We start from the raw sequence: 14,659 nt of genomic DNA, 5'->3' as shown, positions 1-14,659 counted from the left end.
CTTAATATTTTACTTTAACATCATGGTATTTCTCTGGCTCCACATAATCCTTCCTTAACGGATACCCTTTCCAGTCATTTGGAAGTAAAATTCTTCTTAGGTCAGGGTGATTATTGAAGTAGATACCAAGCAGATCATAAGCTTCTCTTTCATGCCAATCTGCAGTTTTCCAAATTTCTGAAACAGAGTTTATAAGTGGGTTATTCCTATCTAGGACTACTCTCAACATTAAGTGCATATCAAATGGAATACTATAAAGATTATAGATGACCTCCATTGAGTTTTTTTCTTCCCCATTATCCAATCCAGTGAGACATGAAAGGGAATCGAAATAGGTGTTCTCATTTAAGTGAAGAAAGCTGCACAATTGGTAAATGGAATCTGGCTTTATTATTAGTGTGGTTGGAGTAGAATCTAGATCCTCTCCAAGAATTGCTTCGGGTAATTCTTTCTCTATTAAAGATTTAATTTCTTCAAACTGCATCCTTGCTCATTAATTTTTCCAAAGCCTTAGGTCTTAGTACGGACTTTGTTCTGATCTTCTCCTGAAGCTTTAAGAAACCTCCAATTAGTGCTTCAGGTCTGGGGGGGCAACCAGGCACATATACATCTACAGGAATAACTCTATCAACGCCTTTGACCACATGGTATCCATGTTCCCAATACGGTCCTCCGCAATTGGCACATGAGCCCATAGAAATAACATACTTGGGCTCGGCCATCTGTTCATACAAACGCTTCACACGATCTGCCATTTTGAAAGTAACTGTACCTGAGACAATCATGACATCAGCCTGTCTAGGGGAGTTTCGAGGGATAATTCCAAAGCGATCAAGGTCATAAGCGGAGGAAGCTGTAGACATAAACTCGATAGCACAACAAGCCAACCCAAATCCAACAGGCCATAGACTACTTAATCGTGCCCAGTTTAAAAGATCATCTAGCTTTGATACAATTATTCCTCCTTCTCCAGACTTTAACTCTCCGATTGTTAATTCTTCTTCTTTCATTTGAATTTTTCGTATGCCGCTGCTGGTATTTTCGATTTGAAATCAGAACCCTTTGGCTTTGGCCTTACCCACTCCAACATCCCCTTTGCCCAAACATAAGCCAAACCTATCAGCAGAATTCCCACAAAAATAAATGTCTCCACCATGGAGAATGTACCCCATAGTCCATCTGTAATCTCTATTAGTTGCTCATCACCAAAAACTGTAGCCCAAGGAAACAAGAAAACCAGTTCTGCCTCGAACAAAAGAAATATCAAAGCAACGATGTAGAAACGCACATTAAACTGTCCCCATGCAGTCCCAGAAGGCTCTTCCCCAGATTCGTAAGTTGTCTGTTTTTCAGGTGTTGGCCGCTTTGGTCTAAGAACTTTTCCAATCAAAAGGGTTACCATCAAAAAAGCAATACCTCCGATTAAAAAAAGTAAAACAACGCCAAAACCAGTGATTTCGATCATGATGGGAAATTACACGGAATATGTGAAATATTTATATGGAATAAAGCCTTATCAGCTTAAAATTTAAGAGGGTCAAGGTGCTTAAAATGACCATTTTGCTTGATTCGTTCTTGAGCATTATGTGCTCTTTCAAGAGCAGGAATAAGGTTTTCTAAATGATTAAGACTAAAAGCTAAACGTTCATTTTCTGTAGGCATGTCTAACAAAGAGTATTCTTCTTCAGACTTTAATCCAATCTTATGTCCAATATCGTATACCGATGTGATAGCTGAAATGTCTGGGACGTCATCTTCGCCTAGCCAGCCGAATAGTCGTGCGACCATCTCTTTAAACTCATAAAGCAAGTTCAGATCGGTGGATTCATCCTTTATAGGCAGATATTTAATCTTACCCCCCGCGTACTCAAAGTCTCTCCATGGATTCCAAAAATCTTCAACTTTAAAAACCTTTAAAGCCTTGGTTTTAATATCCATTCGTCCGTCCGAATACTTCTTTGTAACCTCAACAATCTCTACTTCAGTACCTAATTCTATTTTATTTAAGACAAATGCTGGAATACCAAAAGTGTCATTCTGTTCTAAACAGTCATTAATTAACGCTTTATAGCGGGGTTCGAAGATGTGTAGATTAACTGCCTCACCTGGAAACGCTACGATATTCAAAGGGAAAAGGGCAATTTCTCTCATAGGTCAAAAACTCGGAAGTGCGAAAATAGTTTGGTACTTTCGATCATTCATGAAGATCATTAGAATAAACAAAGGTAAAGCAGTGAATTTACCTATCCGATTTGTAAGCATCATTCTGATGGTAATTGTCACGATCAAACTGATGTATGAACTCCCGGAACCATGGTCTATTCTTGTCGCAATAATAGTTTCGTCATTTGTTCCTGCCATTTGGTTTGCCTCCAATGTGATTATCATCAATGAAGAAAATAAGACATTGTATGATGGGGTATTTGCTATGGGTCGCAAATTTGGCAAGCCTACCAAATATGACTCAATTGAAAAAATTTTTATCAACAAAGTAAAGACCAAACAAACGATGTATTCACTATCAAACCAACAAAACATTGTTAGTAATCATGAGTATCGTGCTTATCTTAAGTTAGACAATGGAGATAAGTATTTCTTATTGAGTCATCCATTAGAAGAGAGAGTTGAAGAAAAAGTGACAAAAATCAGCAAGAAGCTTGGGATAAGCTAATTTGTACTCTTCTGCTCAAAGAAATTAAGATTCCCTAAAATAATGAATTCTCATTTTTAGATTATCCGCAATCTGAACAATCGAGGTGTTGATCGAGACATTCCTTTTACTTAAAGAAAAAACAGACGTCCAAGTGTTATTCCGGCTATTATTGATTGAAATAACCATCAAAAAATAGTAGTAAAATGGAAAAAAAGACATTAAAAAACCTTAAGTATGGAAACTTTGATGTAGAAGTATATCAAGTTCAAAACTACCCTGTTTTAGTATATGCAATGAAAGGTTTCATGGCAAAAAATCACATTGGCCAATACATTAATGACCTACTTGAGTTAGCTGAAAAACATAGACCTAAAGCTATGATTGCAGACTCAAGTCAAATTAAAGTTTTAAGTGCAGAAGTTCAGGAAATAATAGTAAGAGACTTTTGGCCCAAAGTAGCAGAAATGGGACTCCTATACAATCCTGTTGTGGCTCCTAAAAGTTCATTGAGCTCTGGTTCAATAGAACGAATGGTTCACAATACACAGACGATAAGTCTTTCCAATGGAAGTCAAATGGAAATTGGGACTTTTGATTCTCCGGAGAGTGCTTTTGAATGGGTGGTTGAAAAGCTTTGATTTATGAGAGAGCTTGAAAACTTACTTTAAGTCTTAACACTAGCCATTTGTACTATTTGACTCTAATGAGTCAAATAAGTCTTGGGAAATATTTTTTGGCCTTAATTACTGATTTGATTTCATCTAAATAGAGCTTCGCCAGTTCTTTTGAAACTCTATTCAAACTTCTGTGAAAGTAGAAAATCAAAAAAATGAAATATTTTTCTATCAGTACATTAATAAGCTTAGCTATAGTACTCCCAAAATTTTAGCTTTGTCTTACCCAAAAATTTAAAATGGCAAAATTTCATACCCTTAAAGTAGCAGACCTTAAAAGACCGACGGAAGAGTCCGTGGCAGTCACTTTTAATATTCCTGATGAGCTAAGAGAAGAATTTAGCTTTATTCAAGGGCAACACCTGACGCTCAAAAAGGACATTAAAGGAGAAGATACTCGAAGATCTTATTCAATCTGCTCATGCCCAATTGACGAGACTATCACTGTAGCAATAAAAAAGTTAGAAGGCGGTGCTTTTTCAACATACGCAAATGATCAGTTGGCCATCGATGATGAGATAGAGGTGATGGCCCCCCATGGTAAATTTCATGTGCCGTTGGATCCTGCAAGCAGCAGGTCATATGTAGCCTTCGCGAGTGGTAGTGGGATCACACCCATTCTATCCATTATTGAAACTACTTTGAGGACAGAGCCGGAAAGCGAGTTTATCCTCTTCTATGGCAACCGAAGAACCAGTACAATCATTTTCCAAGAAGAGCTAGAAGGGCTAAAAAACAAATACATGGGTCGGTTTAGCCTGTACCATATTTTGAGTAAAGAGCGACAAGAATCCGACCTCTTCAATGGAAGAATTGACAAAGAAAAGATTCGATCCTACGCTCGATTATTCTTCAATACGGAATCTGTAGATCATTATTTTACTTGTGGACCCGAAGAAATGATGCTAGCAGTGCAAGATGAACTTCGTTTGCTTGATGTTCCAGATGAACGTATTCACCTCGAGTTATTTACTTCTCCAGTTGGTAAGCTAGGATCTCAAGAAAAAGAAATAAAACATGAAAAAGCATTAGCTGAAATCACAGTTATATTGGATGGGAATAGTATGACCTTTCCCTACAATTCTGACAAATCTATATTGGATGTAGCTTTTGACAATGGTGCCGATCTACCCTATGCATGCAAAGGTGGCGTTTGCAGTACATGTGTCTGTCGAGTGGAAGAGGGAGAAGTTGAAATGGATGTCAACTATGCTCTTGAGCCAGATGAACTTGAAAGAGGATTAGTACTTAGTTGTCAGTCATACCCAAAAACTGAAAAAGTAAAATTGAGTTTTGATGTTTAGCTACCGAACAAAGGTCAATTCAAACGTGTTAATTAACTTTGAAACAAAGGATTAGAAGATGGATATAAAGAGTTTAGAAGATCGATTCAACGAGAAAATAGATAAAGACATCCGTATCGAACCAAAAGATTGGATGCCTGATAACTATAGAAAGACATTAATTAGACAAATGTCTCAACATGCTCATTCTGAAATAGTGGGAATGTTGCCTGAAGCAAATTGGCTTACAAGAGCACCTTCTTTACGAAGAAAAGCAGCAGCCCTTGCCAAAGTGCAAGACGAAGCAGGTCATGGGTTGTATCTGTACAGCGCATGTGAAACGCTAGGCGTAAAGCGTGACAACTTATTTGAAGATCTTCACTCTGGAAAAGCTAAATACTCAAGTATTTTTAACTACCCTACTCTGACATGGGCAGATATGGGCGCCATTGGTTGGTTGGTAGATGGTGCCGCAATTATGAATCAAGTACCACTTTGCAGAGCTTCTTATGGTCCCTATGCAAGAGCAATGGTGCGTGTATGTAAAGAAGAATCCTTTCACCAACGTCAAGGCTTTGAAATCATGCTTACACTCAGTAAGGGGTCTGAAGAACAAAAACAAATGGCTCAAGATGCCTTAAACAGATGGTGGTGGCCTTCTTTAATGATGTTTGGCCCAGCTGATGAAGCTTCTACACATACTGAGCAATCAATGCGTTGGGGAATCAAACGATTTACCAATGACGAACTTCGTCAAAAGTTTGTAGATGCGACTAAGCCTCAAGCGGATCTAATAGGGTTAACACTTCCTGATCCCGACTTAAAGTGGAATGAAGAAAAAGGTCAACATGATTTTGGAGCAATCAATTGGGAAGAATTTTTCAATGTGATCAAAGGAAATGGCCCTTGTAACAAGCAAAGAATCGACGCAAGAACAAAAGCTTGGGAGGATGGTGCTTGGGTGAGAGAAGCTGCAACTGCTCACGCTGAAAAGAAAATCAAGACTAAGCAGCAAGCTGCATGAAGTTGATTTGTTAAATAGTTAATTAGTGAATCAAAGCATATCTGATTTAGAGGTTTGGAAGAAAGCTCGAGTCTTTCGAAACGAAATTTCCGAGTTATGTAAAAGCTTTCCTAATGAAGAAAAATATAAATTGATAGATCAAATAATACGATCATCTAGATCAGTTTCAGCAAACATCGCTGAAGGTCATGGAAGATTTCATTTTCAAGAGAACATCCAATTCTGCAGAACTGCGAGAGGAAGTTTAATTGAGACTTTTGATCATTTAACTGTAGCATTGGATGAAGAATATATTGACGAAACAATTTTCAATGCCCACAATGCTCAATATGAAGAATTGATAAAAATGTTGAACGGTTACATTAGCTATTTGAAAAAGAGAAAAGAAAGCAGTTAGAAACTAATTCACTATTTAACTAATTAACCAAAACACTAAGAGATATGAAAAATTGGCCCCTTTGGGAAATATTTATTCGAAGTAAAGCAGGCCTAAACCACAAACATGTGGGTAGCCTTCATGCTTCTGATGAAGAAATGGCTATTCAAAACGCCAGAGATGTTTACACACGAAGGAACGAAGGAGTAAGTATTTGGGTAGTAAAATCTGAATACATTATTGCATCAGATCCAGATGATTCTGATCCGCTTTATGAACCTGCAAAGGATAAAGTCTATCGTCATCCTACTTTTTATGATCTGCCAGACGAAGTAAAACATATGTAGAAAATGTCACCTGAATGTATTCCAGGTTAATAGATTCTGAAACAAGTTCAGAATGACTGACAATGGTTAAACTATGAAAAACGAAAACCTATACAACTACACCTTACAACACGCAGATAATTGCCTAATCCTTGGTCAGCGTTTAGCTGAATGGTGCGGACATGGTCCTATTCTAGAGCAAGATATTGCTATGACTAATATTAGTTTGGACCTCATCGGTCAAGCAAGAATGTTATACCAATATGCCGCTGAAATTCAAGGAGAAGGAAAATCCGAAGATGACCTGGCTTATTTACGAGATGCTGGCGGTTATAGGAATGTGTTGTTAGTTGAGCAACCTAATGGAGATTTTGCTCATACTATCTTTCGCCAATTTCTTTTTGATACATACAGCGTCAACTTTTATGAAGCTCTAATGGAGAGTCAAGATGAACAGTTAGCTGCTATTGCCGCTAAGTCTCATAAAGAGGCACTTTATCATGTAAAGTGGAGTGGAGACTGGGTTATTCGATTGGGAGACGGAACTGAGGAGAGTCAAAACCGTATAAAAGAGGCTGTAAGTAATTTGTGGTCATATGCTGGTGAACTTAGCAACCCAAATCAAACAGAAACCAAGGCTATGGATGAGGGCTATGGTATTGATATGACTATTTTAAAAGAAAAAAGAGATATTAAGATCCGTGAAGTGCTCATCGAAGCAACTCTTGAGGCCCCTGAAAGTACTTACGCTCATGAAGGTGGAAAAGATGGAAGGCATACAGAGCACCTGGGCTTTATACTTTCTGATCTTCAATTTCTCCAAAGAGCATACCCTGGCCAGGAGTGGTAATACTATCATGTTGAAAATCATTTCAGATAATTTTCAACAACATGCTACTAAAATTCCTGCTTTTTGTGATGGAATGAAAGCATTCGATTTGAAACATCTCTTATTTGTAGATAGTGGACTTTCGTGTGACACATTCAACATCATCTATATTCATCGTTCAGATGTAACTAAGGAAGAATTAGTTGAAGCACTGAACTATTTCAGGTTAAATAAATTGGACTATTGCATATGGGTCAATCAAGAAAGCTTATGTTCTAATGTCGAGAGTCTATTTAAGAGTTTCAACATTGAAGAAAAGGCAAGTGAAGTTGGGATGGCATTAGACTTGAAAGATTATCAGTCAATTTCGGACGAAAAATATGAGAATATAAAATCAGTAAAAGATTCGAAGACTTTAGCAACTTATGCAAATATCATAGCTAAAAACTGGACGCCAGCGGATCAAAATATTCTTAGCTATTATGAAAAAACTGTTAATTATTATTTGGATCCTGATAATGGCATTCAGCTCTTGATTTACTATCATGATGGCCAACCTGTTTCTTGTGTTGAGCTTTTCCCATCAGATAGTAAAACTGTCGGATTTTATGGTTTTGCTACACTTGAAAAATATAGAGGAATGGGTATTGGAACCACTTTATTAACTTTTGCATTGAATATGGCAAAGGATTTAGGCTTTAAAAACGCCATCCTTCAAGGGACAAAAGATGGACTAAACATTTACATGAAGTTTGGGTTCAAGGATTATACAACCTATTACGAATTTGCATAATGGTACTTGAAAAGAGTCATATTCTCGAATTACTTCAAGCTGTAACTGATCCAGAGATTCCTGTTATTTCTGTATTGGACTTAGGAATCGTAAGAGATGTCATCATAGATGGCGACAATCTGGAGGTGATTATCACTCCTACTTACTCAGGATGTCCCGCAATGTTAGAGATTGAAAGAGATATCAATAACACGTTAAAAAAAGAAGGAATTGTAAACTTCAAAATAACCACCGTCCTCTCCCCTGCATGGACTACTGAATGGATGAGCGAAGAAGGAAAGCAAAAACTTAAAGAATATGGCATAGCTCCACCAAATCCCACCAATCCTGAAGATATAGAATGTCCTCAGTGTGGCTCAAAAAACACTGAATTATTAAGTCAATTTGGGTCTACAGCCTGCAAATCATTGTTCAAATGCAATGATTGTCTGGAGCCATTCGACTACTTCAAGTGTCACTAGTTTTGGTTGATTGGTAGATTAGTTAAATAGTACAAGACCTAAATGAAACTTACGGACCTTGAAATTTGGAAGAAATCTAGAATGTTTCGAAATGATATATCGGCATTATCAAAATCATTTCCTGATCATGAAAGATATAAACTTAAAGACCAAATTGTTCGGTCATCCAGGTCTGTAACAGCTAATATTGCAGAGGGTCATGGCGGATATCATTATCAAGAAAACATTCAATTTTGTAGAACTGCGAGAGGAAGTCTTGTTGAAACTTTTGATCATTTGACGGTAGCTCTAGACGAAAAGTATCTCACTGAACATGACTTTAGCAAGCTTATTCCTTTGCATGAGGAACTAATGAAAATGATAAATGGATATATAACTTATTTGAAGAAACGAAAAAGTGAAGGATAAATACTACTCCACTCATCAACTAATAACTAATGTCACTAATAACTACTAAGAAAAACAACATTGGCATCTTGACTTTCAACCGTCCAGATGTTTTCAATAGCTTCAATAAAGAACTTGCTTTAGCTATTCAAAAAGTCCTAGAGGATTATGCGAACGATCCGGAAATTAGAGCAATCATGCTAACAGGAAACGGAAAAGCATTTTGTGCAGGACAAGACCTTCAGGAAGCGATCGCGGACAATGGGTTAGAAATTGAACAGATTGTAGATGAACACTACAATCCAATCATCAAGCAACTAAGAAGTATCGAGAAGCCAGTTATTGCTGCCGTAAACGGAGTTGCCGCAGGTGCTGGAGCTAACATTGCCCTTGCATGTGATGTAGTTGTTGCTACAGAATCAGCGTCATTTATTCAAGCTTTTAGTAAAATTGGATTAGTCCCAGATAGTGGAGGCACATTCACACTTCCAAGGATTGTTGGTTTTGGAAAGGCTTCCGCATTAATGATGCTTGGAGACAAAATATCCGCTACTGAAGCGGAACGATTAGGTATGATCTACAAAGTAGTTAGTGACGATTCCTTTATGGAAGAAGCTAAAGGTGTGGCTCAGAAACTAGCAAATATGCCTACAAAAGGATTGGCCTATACCAAGCACTTATTAAATCAATCATTTGTCAATAACCTCGATGAGCAGCTGGAGCTAGAAAAAAAATGGCAGTTCAAAGCGACTCAAACGGATGATTATAAAGAAGGGGTCAATGCCTTCATTGAGAAAAGAAAACCAGAATTTAAAGGAAAGTAATGCCAAAATTAAGCGTAATAGGAGCCGGAACCATGGGAACGGGTATAGCCCAGGTAGCTGCCACAGCTGGCTGGGATGTTATTGTTAATGACACAAACAATGAAATTCTTGAGAAGTCATCAGCTAGCCTGGTGAAAGTGATGAATAGATTGGTTGAAAAAGAAAAAATTGATCAAATAACTGCTGACAAAATTCTTGGGCGAATTGATTTTACCCAAGATCAACAGTTCTTCGAGAATTCAGATCTGGTGATAGAAGCCATTGTGGAAAACCTGGAAATCAAGCAAAAAGTATTTAGCGCTGTAGAAAAAATTGTTCGGGAGGATACAATCATTGCTTCCAATACTTCTTCGCTTTCTCTTGCCTCCATTGGAGCTTCATTAGAAAATCCCTCTCGCTTTGTAGGGATCCACTTTTTTAACCCTGCACCACTTATGCCTTTGGTAGAGATTATTCCTGCAGTGCAAACAGCCTCAGAAACAACCAAGCAAGCTAAGGAGTGGGTTGATAGCTGGAAGAAATTAACAGTATTAGCAAAAGACACTCCTGGATTTATCGTCAATCGAGTAGCACGTCCTTTCTACGGTGAATCACTTCGAATTTATGAAGAAGGAATTGCCGATTTCCCTACGATCGATTGGGCGATGAAAGAATTGGGAGGATTTCGTATGGGGCCATTTGAATTAATGGATTTCATTGGGAATGACATCAACTATACTGTAACTGAAACAGTCTTTCAATCTTTCTTTTATGACTCTAGATACAAGCCATCGTTCACACAGAAGAGAATGTCTGAAGCTGGTTTTTTAGGTCGAAAGTCCGGAAGAGGGTATTATAATTATGCAGAAGGATCTGCAAAGCCAGAACCCAGTAAGAATGAAGAGGTAGGAAACGAAATTCTAGATCGTGTACTAGTGATGTTAATCAATGAAGCTGCAGATGCACTTTTTCTAAACATTGCAAGCAAAGAAGATATTGATGTGGCGATGACAAAAGGTGTGAATTACCCAAAAGGTCTTTTGAAATGGGCAGATGAAGTTGGAATTTCATGGTGCGTAGATAGATTGGATGCACTTTATGATGAGTACCGAGAAGATCGATATAGATGTAGTCCTTTATTGAGGAGAATGAAAAAAGGAGAAAAAACGTTTTATTAACGAAATACTTCCTTCGTCAGTATAGCAGAATCAACTATAGATTGTCATTCTGAGTGTAGCGAAGAATCTACAAGAAATGAAAACCAGCCCCGAAAAAATAGTAGCTGAAATGATGGCTAACGACACCTTTAGTCAATGGCTAGGTATAGAAGTGTTGGATGTGAGAGAAGGATTTGCTAAAATCAAGATGATTGTACGCAATGAAATGCTCAATGGACATGGAGTTACACATGGAGGCATTTCTTTTTCCTTAGCAGATAGCGCATTTGCTTTCGCATCTAACAGTCATGGTCAGAAAGCGGTTTCCATAGAAACTTCCATCAACCACATCAAACCTGTGTTTGAAGGAGATGAGCTTATTGCAACTGCTGAAAAAGAAAGCACTTCCAGAAGCTTGGGACAATATTTGGTTAGGGTGCATCGAGGGGAAGAATTGGTAGCATTGTTTAAAGGAGTAGTTTTTCGAAAACAAGAGGAATGGCCGATTAGTTAATTTGAAGATGAGTCAACCTTAGAATTTTAATCATCTAATTGCGAAATCTGCAATTTTCACATCAATAAAATGAACATACAGATACCTGATCATATTGCAACAATCAAAAGTTACCAGCCTGGTAAAACCATTCCTCAGCTCCAAGAAGAATATGGTTGGGAAAGGGTGGCCATACTTTGGAATAATGAAAATACGCTAGGTTACTCACCTAAATCCAAACAAGCGGTGATTGACGCTTATGAAAAGATCAATTATTATCCAGATCCATTGAGTATGGATTTAAGAGGAAGACTCGCCAAGAAATTTGGCAAATCAGAAAATCAGATTGTATTAGGAAATGGTTCTGAGTCTGTTTTAATGTTGGCCATCAGAGCTCTCTGCTCAGGAGAAGATGAATTCTTAACTTCAGAAGGAGGGTTTGTAATCATCTACAATTGGGCACGCATCAACAATGTACGTTGTGTAGCTATGCCGATGACTGATGGGTATGCTTTTGATCTTGATTCTATTAAAAGTAGAATCAATCGAAATACAAAAGTTATCTATCTCGCCAATGTGAATAATCCAACTGGAACAATGATCACAAGAGCGGAGATTGAAGATTTTATGCAACACGTTCCTGATCATATTTTAGTGATTTTGGATGAAGCCTATTTTGAATACTCGGAAGCGATGAATAAAGATTTCCCCAATTCATTGAAAATGGACTATCCAAATATGCTCACATTGAGAACTTTCAGCAAAGCTTACGGAATCGCTGGAATTCGTTTAGGATTTGGAGTAGGCCATGAAAAAGTCATCGAAGCTATGACAAAAGCCAAACTTACCTTCGAGCCAACTGCCTTAGCGCAAGCAGCAGGAATGGGTGCATTGGATGATACAAGCTTCCTCAAAGAAACCATCACTAATAATACTAAGGGACTCAACTATTTCTATAAAGAATTGAATCGATTGAATGTGAGATACATTCCCTCATATGCCAATTTTGTAATGACAATCTGGAAAGACAAAGAAGAAGTCATGGACGTATTTAATGCTCTTATGGAAAAAGGAGTGCTAGTAAGACCACTACTTCCTCCACTAGAGCACTGCATACGAATATCAGTAGGCCGACCTGAGGAAAATCAACACTTTATTGAATCATTGGAAGGTATCATTTCATAAAGAAAAGCACAATCTATATTATACTCATATCGATAGTCTGTTTCAGCGCTGTTGTCAGATTTTTCACTTTTCCGGATTAGGATAGTCTAAAATCCGCGGATGGCATAGCTTTCATTATACTGCTGATATTTGGAGGCATTCTATACAAATAGACGACTTCCCGTTCATCCATTTTTTTCCTGTTTAGCCTCAAAAAAAACCTCTTATCGTTTTTGTGCGTGATATTGTGGAGTATGAATAGAATCAAGGCTTACTTCACACAACTTCCTTTTAGCCTAAAAAGCTTTTTCATTGTATCTGCTACTGTTACCGCACTCGTCACAATACAATCATTTGCGTGGATTGGGAAAGTGAAAAGCAAGCCGAATTACTGGGATAGCGATCATGTAATTTTTCCTCTAATCAATCATACTATTTGGCTTGGGTTTGCTCCCCTCTTATATGCACTGATTTTTAAAGCTAAAATCAAAAACCCGCCATCACAGTTCAATCAAATTGGTTATCTACTGGCTCTATCATTAATTTTCACGCTTGCTCATGAAGTCATAGGGGTATTGATTTACAACTTATATGTCATAGTGGTACATAAGGATGCATTATTAGGTGATCAATTCGTTTTTAGCATTACAGCAGGATTTTTCGGACTTTCAAAATCATTTTTTGAGTTTTGGATCATTTATTTCGTGCTACTTAGCTTCCACAACCAAAAGAATTTTCAGAAAGCCAAACTAAAAAACTCCTTACTTGAAGCTGATTTATTGAAAGCTCAAATGAGCGCTTTAAAGAATCAACTTCATCCACATTTCTTATTCAATTCTTTTAACACCGTCTCAGCTTTGATGGAAGAAAATGTAGAATTAGCACAACGCATGATCTCAAAATTAGGAGCTCTTTTGAGAAAGATATTGAAAGAAGCAGATACTCAAATGATTCCACTGAAAGAAGAGGTCGAATTAGCTAAGCTCTATCTGGAAGTGGAACAAATAAGGTTTGACGGGAGACTAATAACTCACTTTTCACTTGACCCTCAAGTAGAAGATATACTCGTCCCATCACTCATCTTGCAGCCGGCAATTGAAAATGCAATAAAGCATGGGTTTTATAGAAAATTGGACGATTGCAAAATCTATCTTAAGGCATCTGACAAAAAAAACTGCTTGACTATAGAAGTAGAGGATAATGGAGCGGGATTAAAAAATGAGAGTAGTTTTTCTTTTGGGATTGGATTGAAAAACATTCAAGAAAGACTCAAAAGATGTTACGGCGATCAGTTCTCGTTTTCAGCAAAGCCCTCTTCTAATGGTGGTTTCATAGTTCATTTCACAATTCAAAAAGAAGCGTTAACCAATGAAAATATCAGTAGCATTAATCGATGATGAGCCTTTTGCATTGGTAAGAATTAAAAAACTGCTTCAGGTTGATGAAGAAATACAAATTATAGGTGAGGCATCAGGAGTAGAGGATGCCGTAAAAGTCATGAAATTCAAAAGGCCAGAAATAATATTTTTGGATGTAAAGATGCCAGATGGAACCGGCTTTGACATCTTAACAAGGTTAGATCCTGATTACAAGCCTTATGTCATATTCATCACTGCATTTGATAACTATGCACTAAAGGCTTTTGAGTACAACGCCATTGATTACGTCTTAAAACCGTTCGAAAATTCTCGTTTTTTTAAAGTCGTGGAGAGAGCTAAGGAATTTATCACTCTTAGTAGATCCTCCAGAATAACTGAGCAAATTTCTGCTTTGATCAACCAAGAAGATAATGTGCCCTACGAGGATGAAAAATGTCAAATAAAAATTATTGAAAGGGGTTGGGATATTTTCATCGACCATCAAGATATTTTGATGATTGAGTCTAATGGGAACTATTCTAAAATCCATTCAGGAAATAAATTTTACTTATACAAAAAAACAATGAAAGAACTCGAAAGTGAATTGAATAACTCAGAGTTCTTAAGAATTCACCGATCCTATATCATAAACCTCAATCTTATCAAAGAGATAAAATATCTGGGTAAAAATGAGTACGCTTTTGAGATGATGAATTCATCAAAAATTACGTCAGGTCGCAGCTTTTCTAGCAAGATTAAGAGCTATTTATCCTTCAAAATTGGGAGCAAATAAGTGATTTGAACTTAAAATGATAAATTAAAAACAGTTTAACACTCAGATTCCTTATCATCACTAATCTTCAATTGCACTCAACTAT

At 37.3% G+C, this 14,659-nt stretch carries 20 protein-coding genes; 16 read left to right on the top strand and 4 right to left on the bottom strand.

Features of this window, described 5'->3' with window-relative positions:
• Position 1 precedes the first annotated feature (1 nt).
• The 4 genes from ABJQ32_19840 to ABJQ32_19825 are packed head-to-tail and all read right to left on the bottom strand — an operon-like array spanning position 2 to position 2,151.
• On the bottom strand, positions 2–484 hold the full coding sequence (locus ABJQ32_19840; protein ID MEP5291918.1) for an NADH-quinone oxidoreductase subunit C: 483 nt from the start codon (positions 482–484) through the stop codon (positions 2–4).
• Positions 474–1,010, bottom strand: a complete 537-nt coding sequence (locus ABJQ32_19835) for an NADH-quinone oxidoreductase subunit B family protein (protein MEP5291917.1) — start codon at positions 1,008–1,010, stop codon at positions 474–476. The genes ABJQ32_19840 and ABJQ32_19835 overlap by 11 nt, the downstream gene beginning before the upstream one ends.
• Positions 1,007–1,465, bottom strand: coding sequence for an NADH-quinone oxidoreductase subunit A (locus ABJQ32_19830; protein ID MEP5291916.1), 459 nt, complete (start codon positions 1,463–1,465; stop codon positions 1,007–1,009). The genes ABJQ32_19835 and ABJQ32_19830 overlap by 4 nt, the downstream gene beginning before the upstream one ends.
• 56 nt (positions 1,466–1,521) lie before the next feature.
• Entirely contained in the window at positions 1,522–2,151 is a 630-nt protein-coding gene (locus tag ABJQ32_19825) for an LON peptidase substrate-binding domain-containing protein (protein MEP5291915.1), read from the bottom strand.
• Positions 2,152–2,200: 49 nt separating this feature from the next.
• On the opposite strand from ABJQ32_19825, the gene ABJQ32_19820 reads away from it, so the two are divergent.
• The 16 genes from ABJQ32_19820 to ABJQ32_19745 all read left to right on the top strand — a co-directional run bounded on the left by ABJQ32_19820 (position 2,201) and on the right by ABJQ32_19745 (position 14,574).
• Positions 2,201–2,671 (top strand): hypothetical protein, encoded by a 471-nt coding sequence (locus tag ABJQ32_19820; protein ID MEP5291914.1) that lies wholly within the window; start codon positions 2,201–2,203, stop codon positions 2,669–2,671.
• A 185-nt stretch (positions 2,672–2,856) separates the two neighbouring features.
• The gene (locus tag ABJQ32_19815) at positions 2,857–3,291 is read left to right on the top strand and encodes a hypothetical protein (protein MEP5291913.1); all 435 of its coding nucleotides are present in this window, start codon (positions 2,857–2,859) and stop codon (positions 3,289–3,291) included.
• 275 nt (positions 3,292–3,566) lie between these two features.
• The gene (paaE, locus tag ABJQ32_19810) at positions 3,567–4,631 is read left to right on the top strand and encodes a 1,2-phenylacetyl-CoA epoxidase subunit PaaE (GenBank protein ID MEP5291912.1); all 1,065 of its coding nucleotides are present in this window, start codon (positions 3,567–3,569) and stop codon (positions 4,629–4,631) included.
• Positions 4,632–4,689: 58 nt separating this feature from the next.
• Positions 4,690–5,634: a 1,2-phenylacetyl-CoA epoxidase subunit PaaA gene (paaA, locus tag ABJQ32_19805; GenBank protein ID MEP5291911.1), complete on the top strand. Its 945-nt coding sequence runs from the start codon at positions 4,690–4,692 to the stop codon at positions 5,632–5,634.
• Positions 5,635–5,659: 25 nt separating this feature from the next.
• Positions 5,660–6,031, top strand: a complete 372-nt coding sequence (locus ABJQ32_19800; protein ID MEP5291910.1) for a four helix bundle protein — start codon at positions 5,660–5,662, stop codon at positions 6,029–6,031.
• Between the two features lie 44 nt (positions 6,032–6,075).
• Complete coding sequence (paaB, locus tag ABJQ32_19795) at positions 6,076–6,357, top strand: 1,2-phenylacetyl-CoA epoxidase subunit PaaB (GenBank protein MEP5291909.1); 282 nt, start codon at positions 6,076–6,078, stop codon at positions 6,355–6,357.
• A 73-nt stretch (positions 6,358–6,430) separates the two neighbouring features.
• The gene (gene paaC / locus ABJQ32_19790; GenBank protein ID MEP5291908.1) at positions 6,431–7,186 is read left to right on the top strand and encodes a 1,2-phenylacetyl-CoA epoxidase subunit PaaC; all 756 of its coding nucleotides are present in this window, start codon (positions 6,431–6,433) and stop codon (positions 7,184–7,186) included.
• Positions 7,104–7,958 (top strand): GNAT family N-acetyltransferase, encoded by an 855-nt coding sequence (locus ABJQ32_19785; protein MEP5291907.1) that lies wholly within the window; start codon positions 7,104–7,106, stop codon positions 7,956–7,958. The genes paaC and ABJQ32_19785 overlap by 83 nt, the downstream gene beginning before the upstream one ends.
• Positions 7,958–8,419: a 1,2-phenylacetyl-CoA epoxidase subunit PaaD gene (paaD, locus tag ABJQ32_19780; protein ID MEP5291906.1), complete on the top strand. Its 462-nt coding sequence runs from the start codon at positions 7,958–7,960 to the stop codon at positions 8,417–8,419. The genes ABJQ32_19785 and paaD overlap by 1 nt, the downstream gene beginning before the upstream one ends.
• A 42-nt stretch (positions 8,420–8,461) precedes the next feature.
• Entirely contained in the window at positions 8,462–8,827 is a 366-nt protein-coding gene (locus ABJQ32_19775) for a four helix bundle protein (protein MEP5291905.1), read from the top strand.
• Between the two features lie 29 nt (positions 8,828–8,856).
• Positions 8,857–9,630, top strand: coding sequence for an enoyl-CoA hydratase-related protein (locus tag ABJQ32_19770; protein ID MEP5291904.1), 774 nt, complete (start codon positions 8,857–8,859; stop codon positions 9,628–9,630).
• Positions 9,630–10,787, top strand: a complete 1,158-nt coding sequence (locus ABJQ32_19765) for a 3-hydroxyacyl-CoA dehydrogenase NAD-binding domain-containing protein (GenBank protein MEP5291903.1) — start codon at positions 9,630–9,632, stop codon at positions 10,785–10,787. Before ABJQ32_19770 ends, ABJQ32_19765 begins: the two co-directional genes overlap by 1 nt.
• Before the next feature lie 76 nt (positions 10,788–10,863).
• Positions 10,864–11,280 (top strand): hydroxyphenylacetyl-CoA thioesterase PaaI, encoded by a 417-nt coding sequence (paaI, locus tag ABJQ32_19760; protein MEP5291902.1) that lies wholly within the window; start codon positions 10,864–10,866, stop codon positions 11,278–11,280.
• 69 nt (positions 11,281–11,349) lie between these two features.
• The gene (hisC, locus tag ABJQ32_19755; GenBank protein ID MEP5291901.1) at positions 11,350–12,444 is read left to right on the top strand and encodes a histidinol-phosphate transaminase; all 1,095 of its coding nucleotides are present in this window, start codon (positions 11,350–11,352) and stop codon (positions 12,442–12,444) included.
• A 233-nt stretch (positions 12,445–12,677) separates the two neighbouring features.
• Entirely contained in the window at positions 12,678–13,820 is a 1,143-nt protein-coding gene (locus ABJQ32_19750; protein MEP5291900.1) for a histidine kinase, read from the top strand.
• Complete coding sequence (locus ABJQ32_19745) at positions 13,792–14,574, top strand: LytTR family DNA-binding domain-containing protein (GenBank protein ID MEP5291899.1); 783 nt, start codon at positions 13,792–13,794, stop codon at positions 14,572–14,574. Before ABJQ32_19750 ends, ABJQ32_19745 begins: the two co-directional genes overlap by 29 nt.
• The last annotated feature ends 85 nt before the right edge of the window (positions 14,575–14,659 follow it).

This window comes from Marinobacter alexandrii (assembly GCA_039984955.1).
In the GTDB taxonomy this organism is placed as follows: domain Bacteria; phylum Bacteroidota; class Bacteroidia; order Cytophagales; family Cyclobacteriaceae; genus Ekhidna.
The sequence above is the reverse complement of the archived record's forward strand: the minus strand, read 5'-3'. Positions and strand labels throughout refer to the sequence as shown.

What these genes read in the sequence shown, in the direction of transcription:
- paaA (MEP5291911.1), top strand. Translation starts at nt 4,690, where the DNA reads ATGGATATAAAGAGTTTAGAAGATCGATTCAACGAGAAAATAGATAAA.
- paaD (MEP5291906.1), top strand. Translation starts at nt 7,958, where the DNA reads ATGGTACTTGAAAAGAGTCATATTCTCGAATTACTTCAAGCTGTAACT.
- ABJQ32_19765 (MEP5291903.1), top strand. Translation starts at nt 9,630, where the DNA reads ATGCCAAAATTAAGCGTAATAGGAGCCGGAACCATGGGAACGGGTATA.
- ABJQ32_19785 (MEP5291907.1), top strand. Translation starts at nt 7,104, where the DNA reads ATGGAAGGCATACAGAGCACCTGGGCTTTATACTTTCTGATCTTCAAT.
- paaB (MEP5291909.1), top strand. Translation starts at nt 6,076, where the DNA reads ATGAAAAATTGGCCCCTTTGGGAAATATTTATTCGAAGTAAAGCAGGC.
- ABJQ32_19750 (MEP5291900.1), top strand. Translation starts at nt 12,678, where the DNA reads ATGAATAGAATCAAGGCTTACTTCACACAACTTCCTTTTAGCCTAAAA.
- ABJQ32_19815 (MEP5291913.1), top strand. Translation starts at nt 2,857, where the DNA reads ATGGAAAAAAAGACATTAAAAAACCTTAAGTATGGAAACTTTGATGTA.
- ABJQ32_19820 (MEP5291914.1), top strand. Translation starts at nt 2,201, where the DNA reads ATGAAGATCATTAGAATAAACAAAGGTAAAGCAGTGAATTTACCTATC.
- ABJQ32_19835 (MEP5291917.1), bottom strand. Translation starts at nt 1,010, where the DNA reads ATGAAAGAAGAAGAATTAACAATCGGAGAGTTAAAGTCTGGAGAAGGA.
- paaE (MEP5291912.1), top strand. Translation starts at nt 3,567, where the DNA reads ATGGCAAAATTTCATACCCTTAAAGTAGCAGACCTTAAAAGACCGACG.
- paaC (MEP5291908.1), top strand. Translation starts at nt 6,431, where the DNA reads ATGAAAAACGAAAACCTATACAACTACACCTTACAACACGCAGATAAT.
- ABJQ32_19830 (MEP5291916.1), bottom strand. Translation starts at nt 1,465, where the DNA reads ATGATCGAAATCACTGGTTTTGGCGTTGTTTTACTTTTTTTAATCGGA.
- ABJQ32_19775 (MEP5291905.1), top strand. Translation starts at nt 8,462, where the DNA reads ATGAAACTTACGGACCTTGAAATTTGGAAGAAATCTAGAATGTTTCGA.
- ABJQ32_19770 (MEP5291904.1), top strand. Translation starts at nt 8,857, where the DNA reads ATGTCACTAATAACTACTAAGAAAAACAACATTGGCATCTTGACTTTC.
- ABJQ32_19745 (MEP5291899.1), top strand. Translation starts at nt 13,792, where the DNA reads ATGAAAATATCAGTAGCATTAATCGATGATGAGCCTTTTGCATTGGTA.
- paaI (MEP5291902.1), top strand. Translation starts at nt 10,864, where the DNA reads ATGAAAACCAGCCCCGAAAAAATAGTAGCTGAAATGATGGCTAACGAC.
- hisC (MEP5291901.1), top strand. Translation starts at nt 11,350, where the DNA reads ATGAACATACAGATACCTGATCATATTGCAACAATCAAAAGTTACCAG.
- ABJQ32_19825 (MEP5291915.1), bottom strand. Translation starts at nt 2,151, where the DNA reads ATGAGAGAAATTGCCCTTTTCCCTTTGAATATCGTAGCGTTTCCAGGT.
- ABJQ32_19840 (MEP5291918.1), bottom strand. Translation starts at nt 484, where the DNA reads ATGCAGTTTGAAGAAATTAAATCTTTAATAGAGAAAGAATTACCCGAA.